Raw genomic sequence first — 22819 nt, 5'->3', positions numbered from 1 at the left:
TGGCGCGAGGCCGCCGCGTCATGCTAAGCGTCGCTGCGTTGATGGACCGCTACGAACCGCTACGCCGCCGCACCATTGCGCTTGTGGGCCTGATGGGGGTCGGCAAGTCGAGTGTCGGCCGCCGCTTGGCCAGTGTGCTGGGCCTGCCGTTCCGTGACGCCGATTCCGAGGTCGAGACCGCGGCTGGGCGTTCGATCTCCGAGATCTTCGCCGAACTGGGCGAGCCGGCGTTCCGCGACGGCGAGCGCCGGGTTATCGCCCGCCTGCTCGAGGGCCCCGCCCACGTGCTGGCCACGGGCGGCGGCGCCTTCATGCACCCCGAGACCCGCGAGCTGATCAAGGGTCGCGCCGTCTCGATCTGGCTGAAGACCGACCTGGAGGTGCTGGCGCGCCGCATCGGCCGCAAGGACAGCCGCCCGCTGATCGCCGGCAAGGAACCGCTGGAGGTGCTGCGCGCCCAGGCCGAGGCCCGCTATCCGGCCTACGCCGAGGCCGACCTCACCGTGGAGACCGGCGATTCGGCGCACCACATCACCGTGGGCCAGGTGATCGAGGCGCTGGCCGCCCACGTCGGCGAACCCACCCAATGAGCCGCACCCTGCCCGTCGGTCTCGGCGACCGCGCCTATGACGTCGTGGTCGGCGACGGCCTGCTGGACGTGGCCGGCCGGCTGATCGCCCCGTTCCAGAGCCGCGGCCGCACCGCCGTGGTCAGCGACGAGACCGTCTGGGCCCTGCACGGCGCCCGGCTGACCGCCGCCTTGGCCCAGGCCGGCATCACCGCCCTGCCGGTGATCGTCGCGCCGGGCGAGCAGACCAAGAGCTTCGCGGGCCTGGCCGACGTCTCCGACCGCCTGCTGGCCCTGGAGCTGGACCGCGGCGACCTGGTCACCGCGTTCGGCGGCGGCGTGGTCGGCGACCTCGCGGGCTTCGCGGCGGCGATCTACAAGCGCGGCATCGACTTCGTGCAGATCCCCACCACCCTGCTGGCCCAGGTGGATTCCTCAGTCGGCGGCAAGACCGCCATCGACACCCCGCGCGGCAAGAACCTGGTCGGCGCCTTCCATCAGCCGAAGCTGGTGCTGGCCGACCTGGGCGTGCTCGCCACCCTGCCCGAGCGCGAGATGCGCGCCGGCTATGCCGAGGTGATAAAGTACGGCCTGCTGGGCGATCTCGCCTTCTTCGAGTGGCTGGAAATCAACGTCGCCGGCGTGCTGGCCCGCGAGCCGGCTGCCCTGGCCGCCGCCGTCGCGCGTTCTGTCGAGATGAAAGCCGAGATCGTCGCCGAGGATGAACGCGAACAGGGCCGCCGCGCGCTGCTGAACCTGGGCCATACCTTCGCCCACGCCCTGGAGGCCGAGACCGGCTACGGCGACGCCCTGCTGCACGGCGAGGCGGTCGGCGTCGGCATGGCGCTGGCCCTCCGGTTCTCGGCCGCCCAGGGGTTGATGAGCGGCCAGGACGCCGGCCGCGCTGCCCGCGCCATCGCCGCCTCCGGCCTGCCCACCACGATGCAACACGTCCCCGGCCACCCGTTCGACGCTGCCCGCCTGGTCGCCCACATGGGCCAGGACAAGAAGGCTGAGGGCGGCCGGCTGACCTTCATCCTGGCCCGCGCCCTGGGCGACGCCTTTGTCGCCCGCGACGTCGACGCCGCCGCCGTCCATCACTTCCTCATTCGCGAAGGAGCCCGCTAGTGGCCGCCCTCCTGGCGCTCGCCCCCCTCGTCTTCACCCTGCTGGCCATCTCCGCGGTGTTCTCAGCGGCGGAGACCGCGCTGACGGGCGCCAGCCGCGGCCGGATGCACCAGCTGGAGCGCGAGGGCGATCGCGCCGCGCGGCGCGTCAACAAGCTGCTGGCCGACCAGGAGACGATGATCGGCTCGGTCCTGCTGGGCAACAACCTGATCAACATCCTGGCCTCGGCGCTGGCGACCCAGGTGATCACCCGCGCCATCCCCGGCGGCTGGGGCGTGGCCGCCGCCACCGCGCTGATGACCGTGCTGGTGCTGGTGTTCGCCGAGGTGCTGCCCAAGACCGTGGCCATCGTCCGCTCGGACGACGTGGCCCGCCTGCTGTCGGCCCCGACCCTGGTGGTGGTCCGCGTCGCCGGGCCGATCATCTTCGGGATCCAGTATGTGATCCGCAAGACCCTGGGCCTGTTCGGCATGCGCCTGGGCATGGAGACCGACGTGCTGGCCGCCCACGAGGAGATCCGCGGCGCGGTCGAGTACCACCACTCCGAGGGCCTGGTGGAGAGCGGCGACCGCTACATGCTGGGGGGCGTGCTGGACCTGGGCGAGATGGACGTCTCCGAGGTGATGGTCCACCGCCGCTCCATGGGCACCGTCGACGGCGGTCTCAGCGCGCGCGAGATCGTCGCCGCCACCCTGGCCAGCCAGCACAGCCGGGTGCCGATCTACCACGACGACCCGGAGAACGTGGTCGGCGTGCTGCACGTCAAGGACCTGCTTCAGGCCCTGGCCAACACCGACGGCCGGATCGACGACCTCGATATCGCGCCGATCCTGCGCGAGCCCTGGTTCATCCCCGAAACCACCAGCCTGAAGGACCAGCTGGCCGCCTTCCTAAAACGCCAGGTCCACTTCGCCCTGGTGGTCGACGAATACGGCGCCCTGCAGGGGCTGGTGACCCTGGAGGACATCCTCGAGGAGATCGTCGGCGAGATCGAGGACGAGCACGACACCGTCGCCGCCGGCGTCAAGCCCAACGCGGACGGCTCGGTCATCGTCGAGGGCTCGGTGACCATCCGCGACCTGAACCGCGCCATGGACTGGGACCTGCCCGACGCCGAGGCCGTCACCGTCGCCGGCCTGCTGATCCACGAGGCCCAGGCGATCCCCGAGGTCGGCCAGGCCTACACCTTCCACCGCCACCGCTGGCGCGTCGAAGCCCGCAAGGGCGCGCGGGTCACCTCGCTGCGGATCGAACCCCTGCCCGCGCTCCCGGACGAGGAATAGGCGCCCCTACCCCTCGCGGAAGTAGGGCTCCACGGGGCCTTGCAGCTTCATGGTCAGGGCGTTGCCGTGGCGGTCCTTGGAATTGCCCACCGAGAGCCGCACCCAGCCCTCGCTGACGCAGTATTCCTCGACGTTGGTCTTGTCCTGGCCCTTGAACCGCACGCCGACGTTCCGCTGCAGGACGGCCTCGTCATAGAAGGGGCTGTTCGGGTCCACCGAGAGGCGGTCCGGGAGGGTCGGGATGGTGTCTTCGCTCATGCGCCGGGACCTCGCACGCCCGGCGCTCCCGTTCAAGGCGCCCGGTTAAGCACCCCTTCCACCCCTTCGGGGTCCCCTTTCCCGCAAGCGGGTGAGGAACTCGAAGCGCTTCAGGTCCTCCCCCGAAGGGAACACTTCGGGGAAGGGGGACCGCGAAGCGGTGGAGGGGGCGCTGAGGCCGGGCGCAGAGGCTCGGCCCCCGTTGCCAAGATCGCCGCAACCCTGTTCAAACGGGCTTCATGAAACTCGCCGTCGCCGCGCTTGCGGCCTTCCTGGTCGCCCTTCCCGCCATGGCCGAAAAGCTCCCGCCGCAACGCGTCTTCGACAGCCCCGAGCTCTCCGGCCCGCGCGCCCGGGGGGTCAAGCTGTCGCCCGACGGCAAGGCAGTGACCTACATCAAGACCCGCGCCGACGACCTCACGGTCACCGACCTGTGGATTGCCGACGTGGCCGGCGGCGAGCCGCGCCTGCTGCTCGACGGCAAGTCACTGGCCCCGGAGGCCCGCGACCTCTCCGAGGCCGAGAAGGCCCGGCGCGAGCGGGCCGGCGTCGCCACCCGCGGGATCGTCGATTACGAGTGGGACCGCCAGGGCCGGGTCATCCTGGCGCCGGTCGAGGGCGACCTGTGGGTCTATGACGTGGCCGCCGGAGCCGCGCGCCAGCTGACCCACACCGCCAGCGACGAGATCGACGCCAAGGTCTCGCCCAAGGGGGCCTTCGTCTCCTTCGTCCGCGACGACAACCTCTACATCGTCCCCACCACCGGCGGCGCCGAGCGGGCGCTGACCAGGGGCGGCACGGAGCTGAAGAGCTGGGCCACCGCCGAGTTCATCGCCCAGGAGGAGATGGACCGTCACACCGGCTACTGGTGGAGCCCCGACGACAGCCGCCTGGCGGTGGCCTTCGTCGACCAGACCCCGATCGACATTGTCGAGCGTCCGGAGGTGAACGCCACCGGCGCCAGGGTGGTGGCGCAGCGCTATCCCCGCCCCGGCCGCCCCAACGCCAGGGTCGACCTCTACATCCAGCCGCTGGCCGGCCCGCGCCTGAAGGTCGACCTGGGCGGCAACCCCGACGTCTACCTGGCCCGCGTCGACTGGTCGAAGGACGGCCGGACCCTCTACGTCCAGCGCGAGGCCCGCGACCAGCGCCGCCTGGACCTGCTGGCCATCGACGCCGCCACCGGCAAGGGCAAGGTGATCCTGAGCGAGACCAGCCCGCACTGGGTCGACCTCACCGAAGACTTCCGCCCGCTGGCCGACGGGACCTTCCTGTGGTCGTCGGAGACCTCCGGCTACCGCCACCTCTATCTGCACGGCGCCGACGGCAAGCTGATCCGCGCGGTGACCTCCGGCGACTGGCCGGTGGACCAGGTCGAGGGCGTGGACGAGGCCACGGCCAGCGTCATCTTCTCGGCCCACAAGGACACCCCGCTGGAGCGGCGGATCTATTCTGTCTCCTACGCCACCCCCGGCCCGCCCAGGGCGCTGACCCCGCCCGGAGGCCAGTGGACGGTCACCGTGGCCGAGCAGGGCGGCGCCTTCGTCGGAACCTACAACGACCCCACGACCCCGCCGCAGACCGCCCTCTACCGCGCCGACGGCAGCCGGGTGCGCTGGATCGAGCAGAATGCGCTGATCGCCAGCCACCCGTTCTGGCCCTACGTGGAGCGCCTGCGCGAGCCGGCCTTCGGGACCGTCAAGGCCGCCGACGGCCAGGACCTGTACTGGTCGCTGCGCACCCCGCCGGACTTCGACGCCACGAAGCGATACCCGGCGATCGTCCAGGTCTACGGCGGCCCCGGCAGCGCCCTGGTCTCGCGCAGCTGGGCCACGCCTGAGGACCAGATCCTGCTCGACGCCGGCTACATCCTGTTCAAGCTGGACAACCGCGGCACGCCCAACCGCGCCCTGGCCTTCAAGACCGCCATCGACCGGCGGATGGGCCAGATGGAGGTCGACGACCAGATCGCCGGCGCCCGCTATCTTCAGTCCCTGCCCTACGTGGACAAGGACCGCCTGGGCGTCACCGGCTGGTCCTACGGCGGCTACATGACCCTGCTGCTGCTGACCACCCCCGACAGCCCGTTCCGGGCCGGGGTCGCCGGGGCGCCGGTCACCGACTGGCGGCTCTACGACACCCACTACACCGAGCGCTTCATGGGCACGCCGGCCGACAATGTCTCAGGCTATGCCGCCACCGAGGTGGTCGCCCGCCTGCCGCGCCTCAAGCCCGGCGCCCTGCTGCTGATGCACGGCATGGCCGACGACAACGTCACCTTCGACCACTCAACCCGCGTGCTGTTCGCCTTGCAGGCGGCCGGCACGCCGTTCGAGACCATGGTCTACCCCGGCCTGCGTCACCGCGGCGGCTGGACGCCCAAGAACCGCATGCACCGCACCATGATGACCGTCGACTTCTTCGACCGGAAGCTGAAGCCGGGCGCCTGAGCCGCAAACCTTCCCACCGGGGTCGCCGCGGCAGCCTGGCTCTGGCGAGCGGCGAGGAACCGCCTTATCCTGGCCGGGCGTGTCAGTCAGGAGCCGTCGTGATCAAGTCGATCGTCGGGGGCGTGGCGGCGGCTGCGCTTCTGTCCGGGCCGGGCCATGCCGCGCCCGCCCACACCTCCGCCCACACCCCCGCGCCCAAGGCCGCCCGCGCGCCCGCGGCGGGCGGCGCGCTGGCCTGGGTGGTCACGCCCACCGAGACCGGCTGCCGCGCCGACCTGGAGCTGACCAGCCACTCCGGCGCCATCACCCCGGTCAGCCTGATCTCGGACGGCCAGCTGGTCAGCCTGCGGTTCTTCAAGGAGGACCTGCCGGCCCGCGCCTTCCTGCCGATCCGCATCGACAAGGCGCGGTTCTCCAACCTGATGCTGCGCGGCGCCGACGGGTCCGGCGAACTGGTCCTGTCCGAGGAGTCGGAGGCGGCGCTGCGCAAGGGCGGGACCCTGGGCATCGCCTGGCTGACCGAGGAGCCGCTTTCGGCCGCCCTGGGCGGGTCGGAACAGGGGCTGGCGGACCTGCGGATCTGCGGCGCGCAGACCGCCTCGCGCCACCGCGAGCGGGTGACCACCGAGCTCGCCGTTCGCGAACGGACCGAGACGGAGGCCCGCGCCAAGGCCCTCAACGACGCCCAGCTGGCCGCCGTCCAGGCCCAGGTCGCCGCCGCCGAGGCCCAGCGCCGCCAGGTCGAGGACGTCGCCGAGCGCCAGCGCCGCGCCGACGCCGAGGAGGCCGCAGAACGCCAGCGCCGGGCCGACGCGGCCATCCAGGCCGAGGCCCAGGCGGCGCAGGACCGCGCCTATCGCGAAGCGCGTCAGCGGGCCTATGACGAGGCGGAGCGCCGGCGCGTCTACCCGCCGCAGGATCAGGATGATGATCCGCGCTGGGCGCCGCCGCCCTATTATCCGCCGCCCCGCTACCGCGACGAGCGGTACTGAGCGCGTCGTTCTAGAGGGTGGCCGGAAGGCCGCGGCGGCGGCGTAGCGTATAGCCCACCACGCCGAAGCCGAGGATCATCAGGCCCCAGGCGCCGGGCTCGGGCACAGCGCCGGACCCGGGGCCGCCTCCGCCGCCGCCCGAACCACCGCCGCCCGTGCCGCCTGCGCCGCCACCGCCGCCGCCACCGCCACCGCCGTCGAACACATCCACCGGAGTCGTACCCCCGCCGCCGGCCGGGCCGGTCGGGAAGGGCGGGTTGACCGGCGGACTCGGCGGAGCCGGGGGCGTGAAGGGGTCCGTGCCGCCGATGGGCGGGACCGGAGTCGGGCCGCCGGTCGGAGTCGTCGGCGTGGTTGGGGTCGTCGGCGTGGTTGGGGTCGTCGGACCGGCGCCGCCGCCACCGCCGCCACCGCCGCCCGTGCCGCCGCCGGGGAACAGGCCGGAGGGCGGGGCGAGATCCTCACCGCCGCCGGGGCCAGGATCGAGGAAGGTCGTGCCGCCGGCCGGGTCGCCGCCGGTCGGGGGCGTGGCCGGGTCGCCTCCGGCGGTCGCGGTCGGGCCGGAGTCGCCGCCGGCGCCCGCAGGCGTGCTTGAATCGGGGCCCTGGTCGGTGGGATTGCCCGTCGGACCGCCACCGCCGCCCGCACCGCCGCCGCCGCCGTCGTCACTGCCGCCACCCGCGCCAGGATCGCCGCCGCCGCCGCCGCCGCCCGTACCGGGCCTGCCGCCGTGGTCGCCGCCCGGCGCCGGGCTGTCGGGAGACGGCGTGCCGCCCTGGAACAGGTTCAGGCGCCCGCCCGAGAGGTCGCCAACGCCTTCCATGAGGGTCGGCGACGCCATGGCGGCAGCCGCGAACATCATGAAGACCGCGCCGCCGTGGCGGCTGGCCTTGCGATGCCAGGGCTCGCCTGGACAAACCTCGGGGCGCACCGCCGCATGCCAGGGCGCCAGGGCGCAGATCTCGCCGTCCGGTCCCATAACGCGGCCGGGCCACATCCAGCTCCACAGCCAGCTCGCGCGCCACCAGCGCGCCAGGCCCAGGTCGACCACGCTGGGCCAGATCCAGGCCAGCAGCGCGCCGATCGGACCCCAGTGGCGCTTGCCGAACTTCACGTCGTGGACCGCGCTGGGCCACATCCAGGCGATCAGCGCGCTTAGCCACAGGAAGCCCAGGCCGGACTCGTCGACGCCGCGCGCCGCCGGCCACAGCCAGGCGGCCACGGTCGCCCGCAGCCCGGTGCGCTCACGCTCGTCCGCGGCGGGCCACACCCAGGCCAGGGCGCGGTGCAGCCGCCCCCGCCGGGCGTCCTTGATCGAGTTCATGCTCATGGGCGTTGCGCCGCATGGCAGTCTGGATCGGCCCAACTGATCGTCTGAAAGGTCAACGGCGTGTCTGCTCTATGGTCACAACCGGGCGTCGATTCCGCGGAACCTTGGCCCATGCTCAAGGTGCCGCATTTTGGTCCAGAAGTCGTTAAGCCAGCGCGACACGCGACGCTTTGCCTCGCTTGACCAGCCTCGCCGCGCGCCCGTAGCCGGTCCGCGGCGCCCACGGGCCAGCGATCGCCGGAACCCCTGGAAATGGCGAGCTTTTCAAGCTGCGCCCGCATCGTCGTCGCTCCTCGCATGGCCGGCGTCCACGCGCCGAAAAAGCTGCGAGCCCCTGTGTCAGCCTGACCTTGGCGCCCGCATTTCCACGTTGCAATGCAAGACCCTCGCCAGGCGAGGGCCAGGAGCCTGACGCGCGATATCCGCGCGCCGGGGCCCCACCTGAGGTGGCGCCGGGCGCAGTCCAACGACAGGCTCGGAGCCGTCGGGCATGGCTTTGCCGGCGCCCGTTCGGCGCCGGCCGCTCGCCATGGCCGCGCTCTCGCCGCCCTGCGGTCCGTGAGCCCCAATTCGCTCTATCCCAACCGGCTTGGACGTACCCAACGCCCTTGCCGCCATGCTCAGTTACGTCGCCGACCTAGGCCCAGACGCCGCCCGCGGGTGCGGCGCGGCGCCGCACGTCGGCTCGCGTGGGCCGCCGGGTCTGCTAACCTCGCGGCGATCCATGACGAGGACGCGATGCGATCGATCCTTCCCGCCGCCCTGCTCCTGACGCTTGGCGTCCTGACCGGCGCGCCCGCCGCGGCCAGGGACTGCGACCGCGCCTGCGTGGCGGGGGTCACCGACGCGGTGCTGGCCGCCCTGCGGTCCGGAGACCCGGGCAAGGTGCTGCCGCGTGGCGTGCGGATCACCGAGAACGGCCGCGACATCCGCCTGGCCGACAGCCAGCTGCACGCCATCGGCAAGATCCTCTACCGCCACGACTTCGCCGAGCCCGCCGCCGGGGCCGCCGGGGTCAATGGCGCGGCCGAGGCGGCCGGCGGGCCCGAGGTGTTTTCCCTGCGGCTGAAGCTGAAGGGCGACCGGGTGGACGAGGTCGAGACGGTGGTCACCCGCCGAACCGAGGCCTCGATCTTCGCGCCCCAGACCATGGCCGGGAAACCCGAGTGGGACCAGGAACTGCCGCCCCCCCGCCGCACGCCGCGCGAGACGATGATCGCCGCGGCCAACGCCTATTTCGACGGGATCCAGGCGGCGGACGGCGCGGCCGTGGCCGCCGCGCCGGGCTGCAACCGCTATGAGAACGGCGCCAGGACCACCAACCGGCCCGGCGGCCCGCAGGACGGCTGCAAGGGTCTCTCCGGCTTCGGCTATATCCAGCGCGTCCGCGACCGGCGCTTCCCGCTGGCTGACGAGGCGCGCGGCCTGGTGTGGGCGCTGGTGGTGTTCGACATTCCCGGCGGCCCCTATGAGGTCAAGGTGGACGGCCAGGTCCGCAAGCTGGTGCGGGAGCCGCGCAGCATCCTGATCGGCGAGCTGTTCAAGATCGACGCCGGCCAGATCCAGGACATCGAGGTGGTGATGCGCAACGCGCCCCTGGCAGCCGGCGCGGGCTGGGCCCCGCCGAAGAAGAAGAAATAGCCCGGACACGAAAAAGGGCCCGCAAGGGGCCCTCATCCGAAGCTGGGCGCGGGTCCGGGGGTATCAGGCGCCCAGGCCGAACGAGCCGACGGCGGCGATCAGGCCGAGGAACAGCAGGAAGGTCGGGGCGATCCGGTCGATCGCGCGTTCGAAGCTGGTGAAGGTCATGACACACACCTTGAGGTCTTTATGAGGGAACCCCGGGGGAGCGGGGCTGTCCGTCTGGACACCGTTTAGATAGCATCATCTGAACACTGCACAGATCAGCAATTTCACAGACCCACTATGCGTTTGTGCATGAGCCCCCTCCTCTCCCCCGCGAAGCGAGAGGGAGAGGGTAGGGAGAGGGCCGGCGCGTGAGACCGTGATCCGCCGTGGGTCCAGCCATGACTCCGTCACGCCGCCGCCGCGGGCCCTTGCATCACCAACGGGAGAGCCTTCGAAGCCCAGCCGACCCTCTCCCTACCCTCTCCCTCTCGGCTCCGCCGGGGGAGAGGAGAGGTGTTCAACTAGCGACGATCGTCGTAGCCGCGGCCATCGTAGCCACGGCCGTCGTAGCGGTAACTCGTCTCAGACCCGTAGCGGTCCTGGCTCCAGGCATTGTCGCGATAGTAGCGGCGCTGATCGTAGCCGCCGTAGCGCGCATCCTGGTGGTAGGGCCGTTCGTCGCGATAGCCGTAGCGGCTGCGATAATCGCGGTCGTGATGCGAGGTCGCCACCGCGCCCAGGGCTGCGCCGGCCACCGCGCCGATGGCCACGCCCTCGGTCCGGCCGTGGGAGACGGCCGCGCCAGCCACCCCGCCCAGCAGGGCGCCCAGCAAGGCGTTCTGGGTCTGGCTGGCGGCCAGGGCGCCGCTGGCCGGCAGGGCGATCGCGCCCGCCGTGGCCACCGCGATGGCGATCTTGGTGACTGTGCTGGTCATGGCGCAACTCCTTGGCTCGACCGCGACCCCGGAAACCGGGGCCTCTGCGGCGACCTTGAAGCCAACCTAGTCCTGTCGCCCTGAACCCAGGCCGTGGCCCGCGTTCACCGGAGCGACAGGATCCTCCCGTCTGCGCAATGGGAGGATCCCGCCCCTCGGGGGAGGCGCCTGCTCGCACAAGCAGGCGGCCGTCGTCGCAATGATCCGGTCGGGTAAGGCGGATCCAGCGGCGACCCCCAGACCGCGTGTGTGGCCTGGATTGCAGCCTCAGAAGACGCTGTTCGCCCGGGAGCGGGAAGGTGCGACGGCGTGCGCCAACGTGCGCCGCGATGCAGGTTTTCCCCTGAGAGGCGAGTTGCCCCCCGCTCAGCCGTCCTCGCCATAGGCCGGTCCGCGGGCCAGCGACCGCGCCAGCGGCATGCGTAGCAGCCAGTCGCCGCCCAGCGCCAGCTGCGACGGCCCGGTCTCGGGGACCAGGTGCGCCGCCAGCGCTTCGGGCACCGAGCCCTCGGGCGCCACGGGATTGCTGGCCGCCAGCGCGGCGAAGCGGGCGTCGTCGGCCGCGACATCGCCGCTTAGTTCGCCGATCCGCTCGAACACCATCACCGAGGCGGTCGGCGTGCGCCCCGGATCCAGGGCCGCGCCCAGGATCAGGCCGTCCACCACCTGGGCCTTGGCGGCCGGTACGCCGTTGAAAATGCCGAAGATCAGCGCCCCACTGGTCAGGTCGGTGGCCACGCAGAACAGCTGGTTCTGCAGCGGCAGCATCCAGCCCTCCACCGCCTGGCCGCCCGTGCCCATGCGCAGCGCCAGCAGCCCCTGGGCGTCCAGCCGCAGCATCCCATGGTCGTGGAGGAACCGTCCCGGCTGTTGCTGATAGGGCCGCGTCGAGCGAAAGAAGCCTTCGTAGGAGGGGCCGCGCAACGCCGTGGTCGCCCGCATCTGGTCCAGCAGCGGCAGCGGCAGGCCCTGCACCATGACGCCGGCCGCCGACAGCCCCGGCACCGATCCGGGGTCGGCCCCCAGCCGCTCGGCGAAATCGGCCAGGCCGCGATCCCAGTCGAGCGCGGTGAAGCCCTCGATCCGCGCCGCGATCAGCCCGGTCAGGCGCGACAGGTTGTGACCCGACGGCGCCGCGGCGCCGGTCACCCAACGCCCCACCACCGACTTGTCCACTTCCAGGTCCGCCGCCAGCCGCCCCCGGCTCAACGACAAGGCTTTCAGAGTCAGCGCCAGCTTGGCGCTGAATGGTTCCGACATCGCAGACTTACTCCCGACCCGCGAATCCTAGCCGAGAACGCGTTACGAATCTCTCCCGCCGAGGAGGTCGCTGTTCGGACACCAAAAAAGGGCCCTGGGGAGGGGCCCTTTTAAGGATGCGGGAAAGTCGGACGGGGGAGACCGACTAAGCGCTCAAGCCCGCCGCGGCGAAACCGACCACCAGGACCAGCATCGCCATGGTCAGGATCGTGGGGGCGATCCGTTCGAACCGGCGAGCGAGGGTGGCGAAGGTCATGTCACACCGAGGGGCTGCTCTGGGGAACCCCGTGGGGAGCGGGGCCGTCCGTCTGGACAACCCCTAAGTAGCACCGCTTCGGTTACCCAATGATCAGCGAGTTCGCCGGACCGGTCTGCATTTCCGCACGCATCCGGCGCAGAAACGATGCAGAGATCGGATTCCTAACGCTTGCGGTACACCGGCCGTTGGCCGCCGCCCACCCGGGGCGCGGCGTCGCGGTGGCGGAAGGTGATCCGGCCGCGGTCCATGTCGTAGGGGGTCATCTCGACCGTCACCTTGTCGCCCACCATGGAGCGGATGCGGTTCTTCTTCATCTTGCCGGCGGTGTAGGCCAGGATCTCGTGGTCGTTCTCCAGGCGCACGCGGAACCGGCCTTCGGGCAGGAGCTCCGTGATCTGCCCCTCGAACTCAACAAGATCTTCCTTCGCCATGCAGACTGTCTTTCGATTGTGGTTTCACGCCCGCCGGGGCGGAACCCCGGTGAGCGCGCGCTCTATCTCACGCCGCCGCCCTCTCGCCAAATCCAAACCGCGCGCGAGACAAGCGGGACCTTGCGCCAATAACCCGCTGAGCGCGCGAACGATCCGGTCGGGAGGCCGTCGCCATAGGTCCCCGGTCCGGTTCGGTCATCTTGGCCTCCAGTTCCGCGCCGCGGATTGACAGGCCTCGCCGGGCTGGGCGCTATGCGGCCCCGCTCATTCGCCGAGGCCCCGCCCCCATGGCCAAGTTCGACAACATCCTGCAGACCATTGGCAATACCCCGCTGGTCCGCATCAACAAGCTCGCCCCCGACCACGTCACCCTCTACGCCAAGATCGAGGCGTTCAACCCGCTGGGCTCGGTCAAGGACCGCCTGGCGCTGGGCGTCATCGAGGCGGCCGAGCAGAGCGGCGCGCTCAAGCCCGGCCAGACTGTGATCGAGGCCACCAGCGGCAACACCGGCATCGGCCTGGCCATGGTCTGCGCGCAGAAGGGCTATCCCCTGGTGGTGGTGATGGCCGAGAGCTTCTCCATTGAGCGACGTCGGCTGATGCGGTTCCTGGGCGCCAAGGTGGTCCTGACCCCCGCCGCCCTGCGCGGCACGGGCATGGTCAACAAGGCCATCGACCTGGCCAAGGCCAACGGCTGGTTCCTGACCCGCCAGTTCGAGAACGAGGCCAACCCCGACATGCACTCGCGCACCACTGCGCGCGAGTTGCTGGCCGACCTGAAGGGCGAGCGGTTCGACTACTGGGTGACCGGCTACGGCACCGGCGGCACCCTGAAGGGCGTCGCGCGCGTCCTGCGCGAGGAGCGTCCGGAGACCAAGATCGTGGTCTGCGAGCCCATCGACGCCCAGCTGCTCGGCTCCGGCCAGCCACAGCAGCGTCTGGCGGACGGCGGCCCGGCCGCCGGGCACCCGGCCTGGGCGCCCCACCCGATGCAGGGCTGGACGCCTGACTTCATCCCCAAGCTCACCGGCGACGCCGTCGAGGCCCATCTCTACGATCAGGTGATCCCCGTTACCGGCCCCGACGCCCTGCGGCTCAGCCGGGCGCTGGCGCAGCAGGAGGGGATCTTCGTCGGCATCACCGCCGGCGCCACTCTGGCCGGTGCGCTGAAGGTGGCCGAGACCGCCGCCCCAGGCTCCACGATCGTCTGCATGCTGCCCGATACCGGGGAGCGCTACCTCTCCACCCCGCTGTTCGCCGACGTTCCGGCCGAGATGACGCCCGAGGAGGTCTCGATCTTCCGCTCCTCGCCGATGTACGCCGAGGCGGTCACGGTCACGCCGCCGACCTGACGCCCGACCCGGCCCCGAAGATCACGGGTTGGTGAGCGCGGCATATGAGCCGCGGTTGCATCCGTACAACTGGACAGCGTGGAACCGCCACGCCGTCACCCACGGATGCCCCTATGTCACTCGCCGCCCACAAGCCCCTCGTCGCGATCCACAAGAACGACCTGGCGTGGATCATCGCGCTCTACCACGCGATCCACGACGGCGACCCGGCGCCGGATATTTCCGCCGCCAAGGCCGCCCTCGCCGCCACCAGTGTGATTCGCGGGCTGGCCCCCTACCTCGACGCCGGCAAGCACAAGGCCGTAATGGCCGCGCTAGGCTAGCCTTGCCACCGCGCCGCCTCTCCGTCGGGCCCGCGGAGAGGGGCGGCGCGCCCGTGCAACGCACGCCCTCCCGGCTAGAGCTTATCTGGTTCAAGTGGACGCACTTGAACCAGCTAAAAACGCTCTAACTGTTTGAGTTAGAGCGCGTCGGGCGGCGAAACCGGTATCCACTTTCGCCTGACGCGCTCTAGCCTGCGCGCGAACCAGGAGGGACGCATGGCGGGTCTGAAGGACAAGCGCGGCTTCATCGACAAGGAGCGTCTCGACCTCACCGAGCGCAAGGCGATGGAGTACTGGATGAAGCGCTGGGGCGTGACCCGGGACCAGCTCACCGCCGCCCACCGCAAGGTCGGCCGCCTCACCAAGGACATCGCCACGGAACTCGGCAAGAAGCGCTGAGGCCGTCGATGTCCCTTCCAACCGACCTCTGCTAAACAACCCCCATGTCCGATCCCCTGCCCCGCCCTGAGGCCGACGCCGCCGAGATCCGCCGTTCCAAGCTGATCGGCCGGGCCATCATCGTCGCCTTCGGCCTGCTGCTGGCCGCCTATTTCGTGCCCCTCGCCTGGACCCAGATCCATGGCGGCTGGTAGGCGCGCGCCGCCACGCCGATTGGCGGCATCGCTTCGGCCCGCGGGGCGTTAGGTCGTCATGAGATATTCCAACCCCTGGCTCCGCCTGACCCACGACATGATCCGGCTGAGCGCGGAGGCCAGCGGGGTGATCGCCCTGCGAACCCTGAAGATGGCCGCCGGCGGGACCGCGGCCGCCGCCGAGGCCGAGCTGATGGTCGCCGAGAAGCTGAAGGCCGCCGCCGAGGTCCAGACCCAGTTCTGGACCAGCGCGCTCAGCGGCTCCGGCCACCTGGCCCCCAACCGCGCCATCGCCCACTACCGCAAGCGTGTCCGCGCCAACGCGCGGCGCCTGTCGAAGTAGGGCGCTCGCCCCCTCTAAAATGCCGATCACCCCTGCCCCAGCGCCTCGGCGATCAGCTGCTGGGTGATCCGCTGGGCGGGGGGCGCGGTCTCGTCCATGCGCTGGATCAGGCCCACGAACAGCAGCTCGTTCTCCGGGTCGATCCAGAACCAGGTGCCGGCCGCGCCGTCCCACTGATAGGTCCCGCGCCCCACCTTCGATCCCGCCAGGACGGGATCGGTGAACACCGCGCCGTTGAAGCCATAGCCGAAGCCCGGCCGGATCGCCTGGTGGCCGACCCCGTAGCCGCCGGCCATGATCTGCGGCGACAGGTGGTTGGCGGTCATCAGCGCCACGGCCTGCGGCGTCAGGATCCGCACTCCGTCCAGCTCGCCCTTGTTCAGCAGCATCTGCGCGAAGCGGGCGTAGTCGTCGGCCGTGGAGAACAGCCCGCCGCCGCCCGAGGCGATCTTCGGGATGCGCCCGGCGTCGGGGCCGAACAGCGGCCGCTCCACCACCACCAGGCCGCGGGTCTTGCTCTTCCGGTAGAGGGTCGCCAGCCGCGGCAACTTGTCGGCCGGCACATAGAAGTCGGTGTCGACCATCCCCAGCGGCTGGAACATCCGCTCGCGCATGAAGTCCGGCAGGCTCTGGCCGGACAGGGTCTCGACGATCGCCCCCTGCACGTCCATGCCGATGGAATAGCGCCACTTGCGCCCGGGCTCGTAGGCCAGCGGCGCCGACGCCAGCCGGCGCATCATCTCGCCCAGGTTGTCGGCCTGCCAGACGCCGGCGGCAATATAGGCCGCGTCCACCGCTTCGCTGGGATCGAAGCCGTAGCCCAGCCCCGCCGTGTGGGTCATCACCTCACGCAGGGTCGGCGGATGGGCCGGGGCGCCGCCGCCCAACAGCTTCACGTCGGCGAACTCGGGCAGGTATTTCGCCACCGGGTCGTCCGGCGACCACAGGCCCTGGTCGTGCAGGATCATCATCGCCACGGCGGTGACCGGCTTGGTCATCGAATAGATCCGGAATATGGTGTCGTGGGCCAGGGCTTCGCCGCTCGCCAGGTCCTTCAGCCCCTGCGCCGAGCGATGCACCACCTGGCCGCGCCGGGCCACCAGGGTCACCGCCCCGGCCAACGCCCCGGCCCCGATCAGCTCGCCCAGCGCCGCATCCACCCGCGCCAGCCCCGCCGCCGACAGGCCGCCCGACTCCGCCGACCCATGGCCCAACACTGCGTTCATCGTCCGCCCTCCCGTCGAGGCGATCAGACAAGGCCGCCGGGCGGCGGATGGCAAGCCTCCGGGCGTGAAGCGCTTAGGCCGCCCGGACCAGCCCGTCCTGGGTGAGGATCCGTTCCATCCGCCGGCGCACCTGCATCGCCCCGGCGTCGGAGGCGAAGGTCACCTCGGCGCGCACGTCGCCCAGAGCGTCCAGGTGGCGCTCGACGGCTTCGAGCACGGCGATATCCTGGTCCACAACCCCGTCGTTGCGGGCCATCAGGGCAGCCGAGATGCCGTCGGCGTCGCGGGCGAAGTTGCGGGCCGCGGCGGTGAAGTAGTGGGTGCTGGTCGCGGTCTCCGGCGTCACCCCGTGCAGGAAGTTCATCTCGCCCAGCAGGTCCAGCATCTGGCCGTCGGCGGTGGCGTTGAAGGTCTGCGAGCCCACCGAATTGACCAGCGACACGCCCAGCAGCTCCACCCGGATGCGGGCCATCAGATAGTCGCCCAGGCCGTCGAACACCGCGCGGGAGCTGTCGTCGGCGGCCATCGGCGGCACCGTGCGCCAGACGCTGAAGCGGGTCTCGGTCTCGACCATCTCGGTGGCGATCGGGTCGGGCCGGGCGGCGGCGTTGCCCAGGGTCGAGGGGTGAACGAACTCGATGTGCGACTGGTCGAACAGGTTCTCGATCAGCAGCTGGGCGCGGGCGGCCAGGCGGCGCGGCGGCGCCACGTCGACCCGCCAGCCGGGCCCCTCCAGCCCCACCGACGCCAGGTCCGGCAGCCGCGCCAGGTGCGGCGGCGTCGCCCATCCAGATCCACAGGCCCGGCCCGCGCTCGACCAGCGGATAGGCCTTCAGCGCGAAGCTGGGCGGGGCCCGCTGGTCCAGGGGCGCGCGGGCGCAGCGTCCGATGCGGTCGAACCGCGCCCCGTGATAGGGGCAGACGATGGTGTCGTCGATCACCGGCGCCCCGGCCAGCGGCATCCAGCGGTGCGGGCACATCCCCGCCAATGCGACGGCCTCGCCGGCCTTGGTGCGGTAGACGACGATGTCCTCGCCCAGGATGGTCCGCCCCAGCGGCCGCTCGCCGATCTCGTCCGCCCAGGCCGCGATGTACCACTGGTTCCGCGCGAACACCGGGCCGGCTCGGAAGGGGTAATTCAAGGCGCGGCTCCGATCGGCGACGAGGGCCTCCACGCTTCGGAGGCCGTGGTTAATCGCGCGATAACCGGGCCTGGGCGGATTGTCGCAGCCGCCCATCCGGGGCCCAGGTCCCAGGCTGGCTGTTTCGGCCGGCGGCGATGTCTGTCAGGGTCGGGCCAGGGCAACGGGGAATGGCTGTGACGACCAAGGAAACCACCATCCTGGCGCTGATGGGCTTCGGCATCTGGGTGTCCGGCGTCATCACCTTCCGCTTCGGCGGGGCGCTGCTGTTTGAGAGCGGCCTGCCGATCCTGCTGGCCAGCGGGGTCGGCATCGCCATCAGCGTCTGCCTGCTGCTGCGCACCACCATGAGCTGGCGCAAGGCGCCGGCCGCCCAGGCCCTGGCGGTCGCCACGATCATGGGCCTGCCCGGCCTGTTCTGCGATGTGGTCTATATCCTCAACTTCAGCGCGCTCACCGGCCTGAAGCCCACCACCGCCGGCCCCTTCGCCGCCGTGGTGATCTTCGGCAACGCCGTGCTGCTGACCTACGGACTGGTCACGGCCGCGCGAGCCGCCCGCGCCTGACGCGAAGGTAGGCGTCCAAAAAACCAAGAACGGCGGTTCGCCGCGATCTTCTGGCGCGACTTGGCGACAGCTCTGCCGCTAGGCTCGGTTGCGCGTTGCGTTCCGGTAGCGCCCGGGGCTCAGGCCCACAGCCCTGGTAAAGGCCTTGGTGAAATTGGCCTGGCCGGAAAAACGGCAGGTCAGGGAAATGTCGACCAGCGACGTCCCCGAATAGGCCAGCAGCTGCTTCGCCCGGTCGAGCCGTCGCTCGCTGAGGTAGGCGTGGGGTGGACGTCCCATGGCGAGATGAAACGCCCTGACGAAGTGGAAGACGCTGAAGCAGGCAGCGCCCGCGAGGTCGCTTATGCTGATGTCGCCGTCGAGATTGGCATCGATATAGTCCAGAACTCGATCGAGGCGCCGGCGATCGAGGACGCCCTTCGCCAAGGCCACCGGGGCGCCCGAGGGGGCGGTTTCCGCATGGTCCTTCGCCAGGGTTCCGATCAGTTCGACCGCCAGCGCATCCATCTTCAGACCGCCGGAGGAGGTCTCCTCGTTCAGCTCGCGGACAATGTTGCTGGTCAGTCTCAAGACGGCCGGGTTCGTCACCTGGCACTGATAGCGCAGATCCTGGGCGCGAAAATCCGGGTGACCTTCGTCGATAAGTCCCAGGAAGCTGTGCGGCGGCAGATACACGTGCAGAACTTCGGGCATATCGCCGGAGAGCCGGGTGGCCTCCTCGCAGATGCCGGCCGGGCACAGCCAGATCGTTCCAGGCGTTGCGACGACCTCTTGGCGCACGCCGCCCGACCCTCGCACCGAGTAGGCGGAGTTTGTGTCTCGGATCGTCTGGGTGATCTCGGCGTTGTGCGGCGTAAACGCCCCGATCTCGCCCTCCTGGTGATTCCGAAGCTCGGCCGACAGCAGCGACCAGGCCCGGTTGGCCGACGTTGCGAGAAGCGCCGCGTCCCTGAACTTCTCTAAGCCGTGGCCATCCATGAGAGCCCCCTCGGGCCGCCGCGTTGCGGCCGCAATCATGGACGCCGACATAACCGGCCGCAAGGGTCGCACGCCTGATCAGGAGTATTGGGCAAGACAGGATAAAATCGGTCCGCAGATGCGACGAAGCTCGGCAGCCCGGCGAAACTTAGCAGTTTGAGAAAAGACGCGACAGCGGCTGGCCGTGATCTTTGCCCTCACGGACCACGCAGGCGTCGAGCTGAGCGTGATCCCCCGCAAAGGACAGGAGGGACGTCGCGATGCCGCAATCACAACCGGTCACGGCCCGCGCGGTAAACCGAGGACCCGCTGAGGCGCGGAGCCTGAGCAATACGCGCACGTGGCTGATTGCCGCCGTCCTCGCCCCGCTGGTGGGCGGACCCGCCTGCGCCGAAGCGCTCAAGCCGCTGTTTCAGCAGACGCTGCCAAACATCGAGGGCAAGACCTTCACGGCCGTCGAGGTCGACTTCGCGCCCGGCTCCCGGGCCGATCCCCACAGGCACGGCCAGGCATTCGTCTACGCCTATGTGCTGCAGGGAACCGTCCGCAGCCAGCTCAGCGGGCAGCCTCCACAGACCTATCGCGCCGGTCAAAGCTGGTTCGAGCCCCCCGGCGCCGACCACCTGGTCACCCAAAATCTCAGCCGCTCCGCGCGCGCGCGCCTGCTCGTCGTCTTCATCTCCAACACCGGCGATCCGCTGAAGACCGCCGAACCCGCAAAGGAACGTCACGCCATGCCTACGCTCGCCGCGCCACCCACCCCTCCGGCCGCCATCAGTCAGCCGGCCTCGCAAAAGATGGTCGATGCGCTCTACAGCGCTTTTGGCGACAACCACGCCCGCGCCGTCCACGCCAAGGGCATCATGGCGGTCGGGACGTTCGCGCCCAGCCCGGACGCCGCCAAGTTGACCAAGGCCAGCCTCTTCGCCGGCAAGTCGCTGCCGGTGCTGGTGCGGTTCTCGGACTTCACCGGCATTCCCAACATTCCTGACAACATCGGCGAGGCCAATCCGCGGGGCTTCGCGCTGAAATTCACGCTTCCTAATGGCTCGAACGCCGATGTCGTCACCCACAGCTTCAATGGTTTTCCGACGGCCACCACGGAGGAATTCCGCCAGCTGCTCTTGGCGATCGGCGCCAGCGGCGCGGGCGTCGCCAAGCCGACGGCGCTCGACAGCTTCCTGGGCGGACATCCGATCGCCAAGACCTTCCTGACCACCCAGAAGCCCCCGCCGGCCAGCTACGCGACCCTCAGCTATTTCGGGGTCAACGCCTTCGAATACACAGCCGCCAACGGGCGAAAGGCGTTCGTCCGGTATCGCTTCACACCGCAGGCTGGCGAAGCCTTCGTCCCGGCGGCCGAGCTGCCGGGCAAGGGCCCGAACTACCTGCAGGACGAGCTGCCTCAGCGCCTGGCGAGGGGGCCCATCGTCTTCGACTGGTACGCTCAGGTCGCCGAGCCCGGCGACGTCATCGACAATCCCTCGATCGCCTGGCCCGAAAGCCGGCGGCTGGTGAAGCTGGGGACCGTCCGCGTCGACCATCTCGCGCCCGATCCGATCGCGACCGAAAAGGCCACGATGTTCCGGCCGCTCAGCGTGCCGGTCGGCATTGCCCCGGCGGACCCGATGCTCGGCGTTCGCCAGGCCGCCTATCCACTCTCGTTCGCCCATCGCCAGGGCGCGGCGCCGCCATCGGCAACCCCCGCCGGTGCGCACTGACCATGCGCCAGAGAGCTGCCTACGAGACGCTCGCGGCCGGCGGCATGAAGGCGCTGGGCGGCGTGCATGCGTACGTCGCCGGGTGCGGGCTGGAAAAGACGCTCGTGGATCTCGTCTATCTGCGCGTCTCTCAGATCAACGGCTGCGCCTACTGTATCGACGCCCACACCCATGATCTCTTGAAGGAATGCGTTTCGATCGAGCAGATCGCGCTGCTCTCGGCCTGGCGGGAGGCGGGCGCCTATTTCTGCGACCGCGAACGCGCCGCGCTGGCCTGGGCGGAAGTCGTGACCCGGGTGGCCAAGACCCATGTGCCCGATGCGGACTATGAAGCCGCGGTTGCGGTGTTTGGCGAGAAGGCGCTCGCGGACCTGACCATCGCGATCGGGCTCATCAACACCTACAACCGCATCGCGATCAGCTTTCGGACGGTTCCGGAGTCGGTGCGTCCCCTGGCGTCGTGATGCGTTTGGCGATCGATGGGCGCTTCATCCTGCGGACGTGGAAAGCGGCCCAGCCCCTGTCGGGCTCTGGCGCTTGATCAAGGATCGGCCGGCGGCGGCGCGCCAGCGCCGTCCTTGCGAAACGACCCATGACGGTCGATCGCGAGCTCGACCATGCCAAGCCGATCCGAGCGTGGCAAGGCAACTTAAGTTGCCTTGCGAGCCTCCCCGCCCGAGGTGATTCCGTGCGGTCTCGACAGGGAGATTGTGTTGACCAGAATCACGGCAACCGAGCGCGCGGCTCCGAACGTCATGGACACGACGCCTGGGAACCAGGCGGCCACCTTCCGCAACCAGGACCAGGTCTGGCCGGTGCGCGCGATCCCGCGTGGTGACGCCGTGCGCGCCCTTCCGCCCCACGCGCGGTCGCTTGCGGAGCTGACCTATCGGCTGGGCGACCTCCACCTCAGTGTCGGCGAGTACATGGCGCGGCGTCGCACCGCCGGGCTGCTGATCCTGAAGGGCGGTGACATCGCGCTCGAGCGCTACGGCATGGGCAGCGGCCCGGAGCGCCTTTGGACGAGCTTCTCGACCGCGAAGTCCATCACCGGGACGCTGGCCGGCGCCGCGCTCCACGACGGCGCGATCGGGAGCCTCGACGATCCCTGCGACCGCTATCTGCCGCGACTGCGAGGCTCGGCCTACGAGGGGGTGACGATCCGCAATCTCCTGCGGATGGGCTCGGGCGTGGCGTGGCGCGACGACTATGACGCCGACGCGCGCTCCGAACTCCATCGCCTGGGCCGGGCCATGGCCCGTCGACGGCCAGGGGCCGTCCTGGACCTGCTCTGCGCACTGCCGCGCGTCCATCCCCAGGGGGCCGTGTTCAACTATTCGACCGGCGACAGCTGCGTGCTGGGCGCGGTGGTCGCCGCCGCGACCGGCCGTCCATTGGCCGACTATCTGGCCGCGCGGGTCTGGGGCCCCGGCGGGATGGAGGCCGACGGGCACTGGCAACTCGAGTCGGAGGACGGCCTGGAGCTGGGCGGGTTTGGCGTCAGCGCCCGCCTGCGCGACATGGGCCGCTTCGGGCTGTTGATGCTGGAGGACGGCGAAGCTCGCGACGGGACCCGCGTGTTGCCGCGCGGCTGGCGCGATCTCGCGGGCCGGCCGGATTGCGAGGCGACCGCCTTCGGCCGCCTGGCGCCGGGCGACCCCGGCGGGTACGGCTATCACTGGTGGGCGACGCCGCCCGCCCCGGGCATCCACGCCGGGGTCTTCGCGGCGATCGGGATCTTCGGCCAGTTCATCTACGTCAACCCCGGTGCGCAGGTGGTCGTGGCCATCCAGAGCGCGTGGCGCAGACCCCAGGACATCGCCGCCACGGTCGAGACCGTCACCCTGTTGCGCGCGGCCGTGCACGCGCTCCGCCAGGCGCCTTAGCCACCGTCCCAGTTTCCAAGTTTCGGTGACATCGGGTAATTGAGGTAGGTCCATCCAAGCCTTGGAATACGAAGTTGGAGCGAGGTGATCGCAGCGCTTCACGAAGGAGGATGGGCCATGGTTGAAGTCTATGTCGGGCTGGATGTATCGGACAAGTCCACGCATC

Annotated in this window: 23 protein-coding genes and 1 pseudogene; 15 read left to right on the top strand and 9 right to left on the bottom strand. The window is 70.5% G+C overall.

Features of this window, described 5'->3' with window-relative positions; genetic code table 11:
- The first annotated feature begins 41 nt into the window (after nucleotides 1–41).
- Genes Q0R13_RS10975 through Q0R13_RS10965 form a run of 3 tightly spaced genes read left to right on the top strand, consistent with a single transcriptional unit; the run spans nucleotide 42 to nucleotide 2979 of the window.
- Entirely contained in the window at nucleotides 42–590 is a 549-nt protein-coding gene (locus Q0R13_RS10975) for a shikimate kinase (protein ID WP_293903773.1), read from the top strand.
- Entirely contained in the window at nucleotides 587–1696 is a 1110-nt protein-coding gene (gene aroB / locus Q0R13_RS10970; protein ID WP_293903770.1) for a 3-dehydroquinate synthase, read from the top strand. Before Q0R13_RS10975 ends, aroB begins: the two co-directional genes overlap by 4 nt.
- Nucleotides 1696–2979, top strand: coding sequence for an HlyC/CorC family transporter (locus tag Q0R13_RS10965; RefSeq protein ID WP_293903767.1), 1284 nt, complete (start codon nucleotides 1696–1698; stop codon nucleotides 2977–2979). Before aroB ends, Q0R13_RS10965 begins: the two co-directional genes overlap by 1 nt.
- 6 nt (nucleotides 2980–2985) lie before the next feature.
- On the opposite strand, the gene Q0R13_RS10960 is transcribed toward Q0R13_RS10965, so the two are convergent.
- Nucleotides 2986–3237 carry a DUF3297 family protein gene (locus tag Q0R13_RS10960; RefSeq protein WP_293903764.1) on the bottom strand — a complete coding sequence of 84 codons (252 nt, stop codon included), beginning with the start codon at nucleotides 3235–3237 and terminating at the stop codon, nucleotides 2986–2988.
- Nucleotides 3238–3476: 239 nt separating this feature from the next.
- Between Q0R13_RS10960 and Q0R13_RS10955 the strand changes: the two genes are divergently transcribed.
- Both Q0R13_RS10955 and Q0R13_RS10950 read left to right on the top strand, forming a co-directional pair.
- A complete protein-coding gene (locus Q0R13_RS10955) occupies nucleotides 3477–5687 on the top strand; it encodes a S9 family peptidase (RefSeq protein ID WP_293903761.1) in 2211 nt (736 codons plus the stop codon).
- A gap of 98 nt (nucleotides 5688–5785) precedes the next feature.
- On the top strand, nucleotides 5786–6679 hold the full coding sequence (locus Q0R13_RS10950; RefSeq protein ID WP_293903758.1) for a hypothetical protein: 894 nt from the start codon (nucleotides 5786–5788) through the stop codon (nucleotides 6677–6679).
- Between the two features lie 10 nt (nucleotides 6680–6689).
- On the opposite strand, the gene Q0R13_RS10945 is transcribed toward Q0R13_RS10950, so the two are convergent.
- The gene (locus Q0R13_RS10945) at nucleotides 6690–8009 is read right to left on the bottom strand and encodes a PEPxxWA-CTERM sorting domain-containing protein (RefSeq protein WP_293903755.1); all 1320 of its coding nucleotides are present in this window, start codon (nucleotides 8007–8009) and stop codon (nucleotides 6690–6692) included.
- Nucleotides 8010–8747: 738 nt separating this feature from the next.
- Between Q0R13_RS10945 and Q0R13_RS10940 the strand changes: the two genes are divergently transcribed.
- The gene (locus Q0R13_RS10940) at nucleotides 8748–9650 is read left to right on the top strand and encodes a hypothetical protein (RefSeq protein ID WP_293903752.1); all 903 of its coding nucleotides are present in this window, start codon (nucleotides 8748–8750) and stop codon (nucleotides 9648–9650) included.
- A gap of 509 nt (nucleotides 9651–10159) precedes the next feature.
- Here Q0R13_RS10940 and Q0R13_RS10935 read toward each other — a convergent pair.
- The 3 genes from Q0R13_RS10935 to infA all read right to left on the bottom strand — a co-directional run bounded on the left by Q0R13_RS10935 (nucleotide 10160) and on the right by infA (nucleotide 12523).
- The gene (locus Q0R13_RS10935) at nucleotides 10160–10573 is read right to left on the bottom strand and encodes a glycine zipper 2TM domain-containing protein (protein WP_293903749.1); all 414 of its coding nucleotides are present in this window, start codon (nucleotides 10571–10573) and stop codon (nucleotides 10160–10162) included.
- Between the two features lie 366 nt (nucleotides 10574–10939).
- Nucleotides 10940–11833 (bottom strand): hypothetical protein, encoded by an 894-nt coding sequence (locus tag Q0R13_RS10930; protein WP_293903746.1) that lies wholly within the window; start codon nucleotides 11831–11833, stop codon nucleotides 10940–10942.
- A gap of 420 nt (nucleotides 11834–12253) precedes the next feature.
- Entirely contained in the window at nucleotides 12254–12523 is a 270-nt protein-coding gene (gene infA, locus Q0R13_RS10925; RefSeq protein ID WP_293903741.1) for a translation initiation factor IF-1, read from the bottom strand.
- Between the two features lie 287 nt (nucleotides 12524–12810).
- Between infA and cysK the strand changes: the two genes are divergently transcribed.
- The 5 genes from cysK to Q0R13_RS10900 all read left to right on the top strand — a co-directional run bounded on the left by cysK (nucleotide 12811) and on the right by Q0R13_RS10900 (nucleotide 15134).
- Nucleotides 12811–13875: a cysteine synthase A gene (cysK, locus tag Q0R13_RS10920; RefSeq protein ID WP_293903738.1), complete on the top strand. Its 1065-nt coding sequence runs from the start codon at nucleotides 12811–12813 to the stop codon at nucleotides 13873–13875.
- A gap of 113 nt (nucleotides 13876–13988) precedes the next feature.
- Nucleotides 13989–14198: a hypothetical protein gene (locus Q0R13_RS10915; RefSeq protein ID WP_293903735.1), complete on the top strand. Its 210-nt coding sequence runs from the start codon at nucleotides 13989–13991 to the stop codon at nucleotides 14196–14198.
- 216 nt (nucleotides 14199–14414) lie between these two features.
- Nucleotides 14415–14597 (top strand): DUF3606 domain-containing protein, encoded by a 183-nt coding sequence (locus tag Q0R13_RS10910; protein WP_293903732.1) that lies wholly within the window; start codon nucleotides 14415–14417, stop codon nucleotides 14595–14597.
- Nucleotides 14598–14641: 44 nt separating this feature from the next.
- Entirely contained in the window at nucleotides 14642–14791 is a 150-nt protein-coding gene (locus Q0R13_RS10905; protein ID WP_293903729.1) for a hypothetical protein, read from the top strand.
- A 58-nt stretch (nucleotides 14792–14849) separates the two neighbouring features.
- Nucleotides 14850–15134 carry a hypothetical protein gene (locus Q0R13_RS10900; RefSeq protein WP_293903726.1) on the top strand — a complete coding sequence of 95 codons (285 nt, stop codon included), beginning with the start codon at nucleotides 14850–14852 and terminating at the stop codon, nucleotides 15132–15134.
- A gap of 26 nt (nucleotides 15135–15160) precedes the next feature.
- Here Q0R13_RS10900 and Q0R13_RS10895 read toward each other — a convergent pair whose 3' ends face one another.
- From Q0R13_RS10895 to Q0R13_RS22625, 3 genes and pseudogenes are all read right to left on the bottom strand, one after another.
- Nucleotides 15161–16360, bottom strand: coding sequence for a serine hydrolase domain-containing protein (locus Q0R13_RS10895; protein WP_293903723.1), 1200 nt, complete (start codon nucleotides 16358–16360; stop codon nucleotides 15161–15163).
- A 73-nt stretch (nucleotides 16361–16433) separates the two neighbouring features.
- On the bottom strand, nucleotides 16434–17102 hold the full coding sequence (locus Q0R13_RS10890) for a hypothetical protein (RefSeq protein WP_293903720.1): 669 nt from the start codon (nucleotides 17100–17102) through the stop codon (nucleotides 16434–16436).
- Nucleotides 17103–17274: 172 nt separating this feature from the next.
- Nucleotides 17275–17598 (bottom strand): annotated as a pseudogene (locus Q0R13_RS22625) (Rieske 2Fe-2S domain-containing protein); the annotation flags it as partial.
- Nucleotides 17599–17672: 74 nt separating this feature from the next.
- Between Q0R13_RS22625 and Q0R13_RS10885 the strand changes: the two are divergent.
- A complete protein-coding gene (locus Q0R13_RS10885; RefSeq protein ID WP_293903717.1) occupies nucleotides 17673–18068 on the top strand; it encodes a DUF5367 family protein in 396 nt (131 codons plus the stop codon).
- 78 nt (nucleotides 18069–18146) lie between these two features.
- On the opposite strand, the gene Q0R13_RS10880 is transcribed toward Q0R13_RS10885, so the two are convergent.
- The gene (locus Q0R13_RS10880; protein ID WP_293903714.1) at nucleotides 18147–19046 is read right to left on the bottom strand and encodes an AraC family transcriptional regulator; all 900 of its coding nucleotides are present in this window, start codon (nucleotides 19044–19046) and stop codon (nucleotides 18147–18149) included.
- 260 nt (nucleotides 19047–19306) lie between these two features.
- Between Q0R13_RS10880 and Q0R13_RS10875 the strand changes: the two genes are divergently transcribed.
- The 3 genes from Q0R13_RS10875 (at nucleotide 19307) to Q0R13_RS10865 (ending at nucleotide 22653) form a co-directional block, all read left to right on the top strand.
- Entirely contained in the window at nucleotides 19307–20767 is a 1461-nt protein-coding gene (locus Q0R13_RS10875; protein ID WP_293903711.1) for a catalase, read from the top strand.
- 2 nt (nucleotides 20768–20769) lie between these two features.
- A complete protein-coding gene (locus Q0R13_RS10870) occupies nucleotides 20770–21231 on the top strand; it encodes a carboxymuconolactone decarboxylase family protein (RefSeq protein WP_293903708.1) in 462 nt (153 codons plus the stop codon).
- 249 nt (nucleotides 21232–21480) lie between these two features.
- Complete coding sequence (locus tag Q0R13_RS10865; protein WP_293903705.1) at nucleotides 21481–22653, top strand: serine hydrolase domain-containing protein; 1173 nt, start codon at nucleotides 21481–21483, stop codon at nucleotides 22651–22653.
- Nucleotides 22654–22819 lie beyond the last annotated feature (166 nt).

This window comes from Phenylobacterium sp., assembly GCF_025351295.1.
Lineage (GTDB): Bacteria > Pseudomonadota > Alphaproteobacteria > Caulobacterales > Caulobacteraceae > Phenylobacterium.
The sequence above is the reverse complement of the archived record's forward strand: the minus strand, read 5'-3'. Positions and strand labels throughout refer to the sequence as shown.

What these genes read in the sequence shown, in the direction of transcription:
- Q0R13_RS10975 (WP_293903773.1), top strand. Translation starts at nt 42, where the DNA reads ATGGACCGCTACGAACCGCTACGCCGCCGCACCATTGCGCTTGTGGGC.
- aroB (WP_293903770.1), top strand. Translation starts at nt 587, where the DNA reads ATGAGCCGCACCCTGCCCGTCGGTCTCGGCGACCGCGCCTATGACGTC.
- Q0R13_RS10960 (WP_293903764.1), bottom strand. Translation starts at nt 3,237, where the DNA reads ATGAGCGAAGACACCATCCCGACCCTCCCGGACCGCCTCTCGGTGGAC.
- Q0R13_RS10955 (WP_293903761.1), top strand. Translation starts at nt 3,477, where the DNA reads ATGAAACTCGCCGTCGCCGCGCTTGCGGCCTTCCTGGTCGCCCTTCCC.
- Q0R13_RS10945 (WP_293903755.1), bottom strand. Translation starts at nt 8,009, where the DNA reads ATGAGCATGAACTCGATCAAGGACGCCCGGCGGGGGCGGCTGCACCGC.
- Q0R13_RS10940 (WP_293903752.1), top strand. Translation starts at nt 8,748, where the DNA reads ATGCGATCGATCCTTCCCGCCGCCCTGCTCCTGACGCTTGGCGTCCTG.
- Q0R13_RS10935 (WP_293903749.1), bottom strand. Translation starts at nt 10,573, where the DNA reads ATGACCAGCACAGTCACCAAGATCGCCATCGCGGTGGCCACGGCGGGC.
- Q0R13_RS10930 (WP_293903746.1), bottom strand. Translation starts at nt 11,833, where the DNA reads ATGTCGGAACCATTCAGCGCCAAGCTGGCGCTGACTCTGAAAGCCTTG.
- infA (WP_293903741.1), bottom strand. Translation starts at nt 12,523, where the DNA reads ATGGCGAAGGAAGATCTTGTTGAGTTCGAGGGGCAGATCACGGAGCTC.
- cysK (WP_293903738.1), top strand. Translation starts at nt 12,811, where the DNA reads ATGGCCAAGTTCGACAACATCCTGCAGACCATTGGCAATACCCCGCTG.
- Q0R13_RS10915 (WP_293903735.1), top strand. Translation starts at nt 13,989, where the DNA reads ATGTCACTCGCCGCCCACAAGCCCCTCGTCGCGATCCACAAGAACGAC.
- Q0R13_RS10910 (WP_293903732.1), top strand. Translation starts at nt 14,415, where the DNA reads ATGGCGGGTCTGAAGGACAAGCGCGGCTTCATCGACAAGGAGCGTCTC.
- Q0R13_RS10905 (WP_293903729.1), top strand. Translation starts at nt 14,642, where the DNA reads ATGTCCGATCCCCTGCCCCGCCCTGAGGCCGACGCCGCCGAGATCCGC.
- Q0R13_RS10900 (WP_293903726.1), top strand. Translation starts at nt 14,850, where the DNA reads ATGAGATATTCCAACCCCTGGCTCCGCCTGACCCACGACATGATCCGG.
- Q0R13_RS10895 (WP_293903723.1), bottom strand. Translation starts at nt 16,360, where the DNA reads ATGAACGCAGTGTTGGGCCATGGGTCGGCGGAGTCGGGCGGCCTGTCG.
- Q0R13_RS10885 (WP_293903717.1), top strand. Translation starts at nt 17,673, where the DNA reads ATGGCTGTGACGACCAAGGAAACCACCATCCTGGCGCTGATGGGCTTC.
- Q0R13_RS10880 (WP_293903714.1), bottom strand. Translation starts at nt 19,046, where the DNA reads ATGGATGGCCACGGCTTAGAGAAGTTCAGGGACGCGGCGCTTCTCGCA.
- Q0R13_RS10875 (WP_293903711.1), top strand. Translation starts at nt 19,307, where the DNA reads ATGCCGCAATCACAACCGGTCACGGCCCGCGCGGTAAACCGAGGACCC.
- Q0R13_RS10870 (WP_293903708.1), top strand. Translation starts at nt 20,770, where the DNA reads ATGCGCCAGAGAGCTGCCTACGAGACGCTCGCGGCCGGCGGCATGAAG.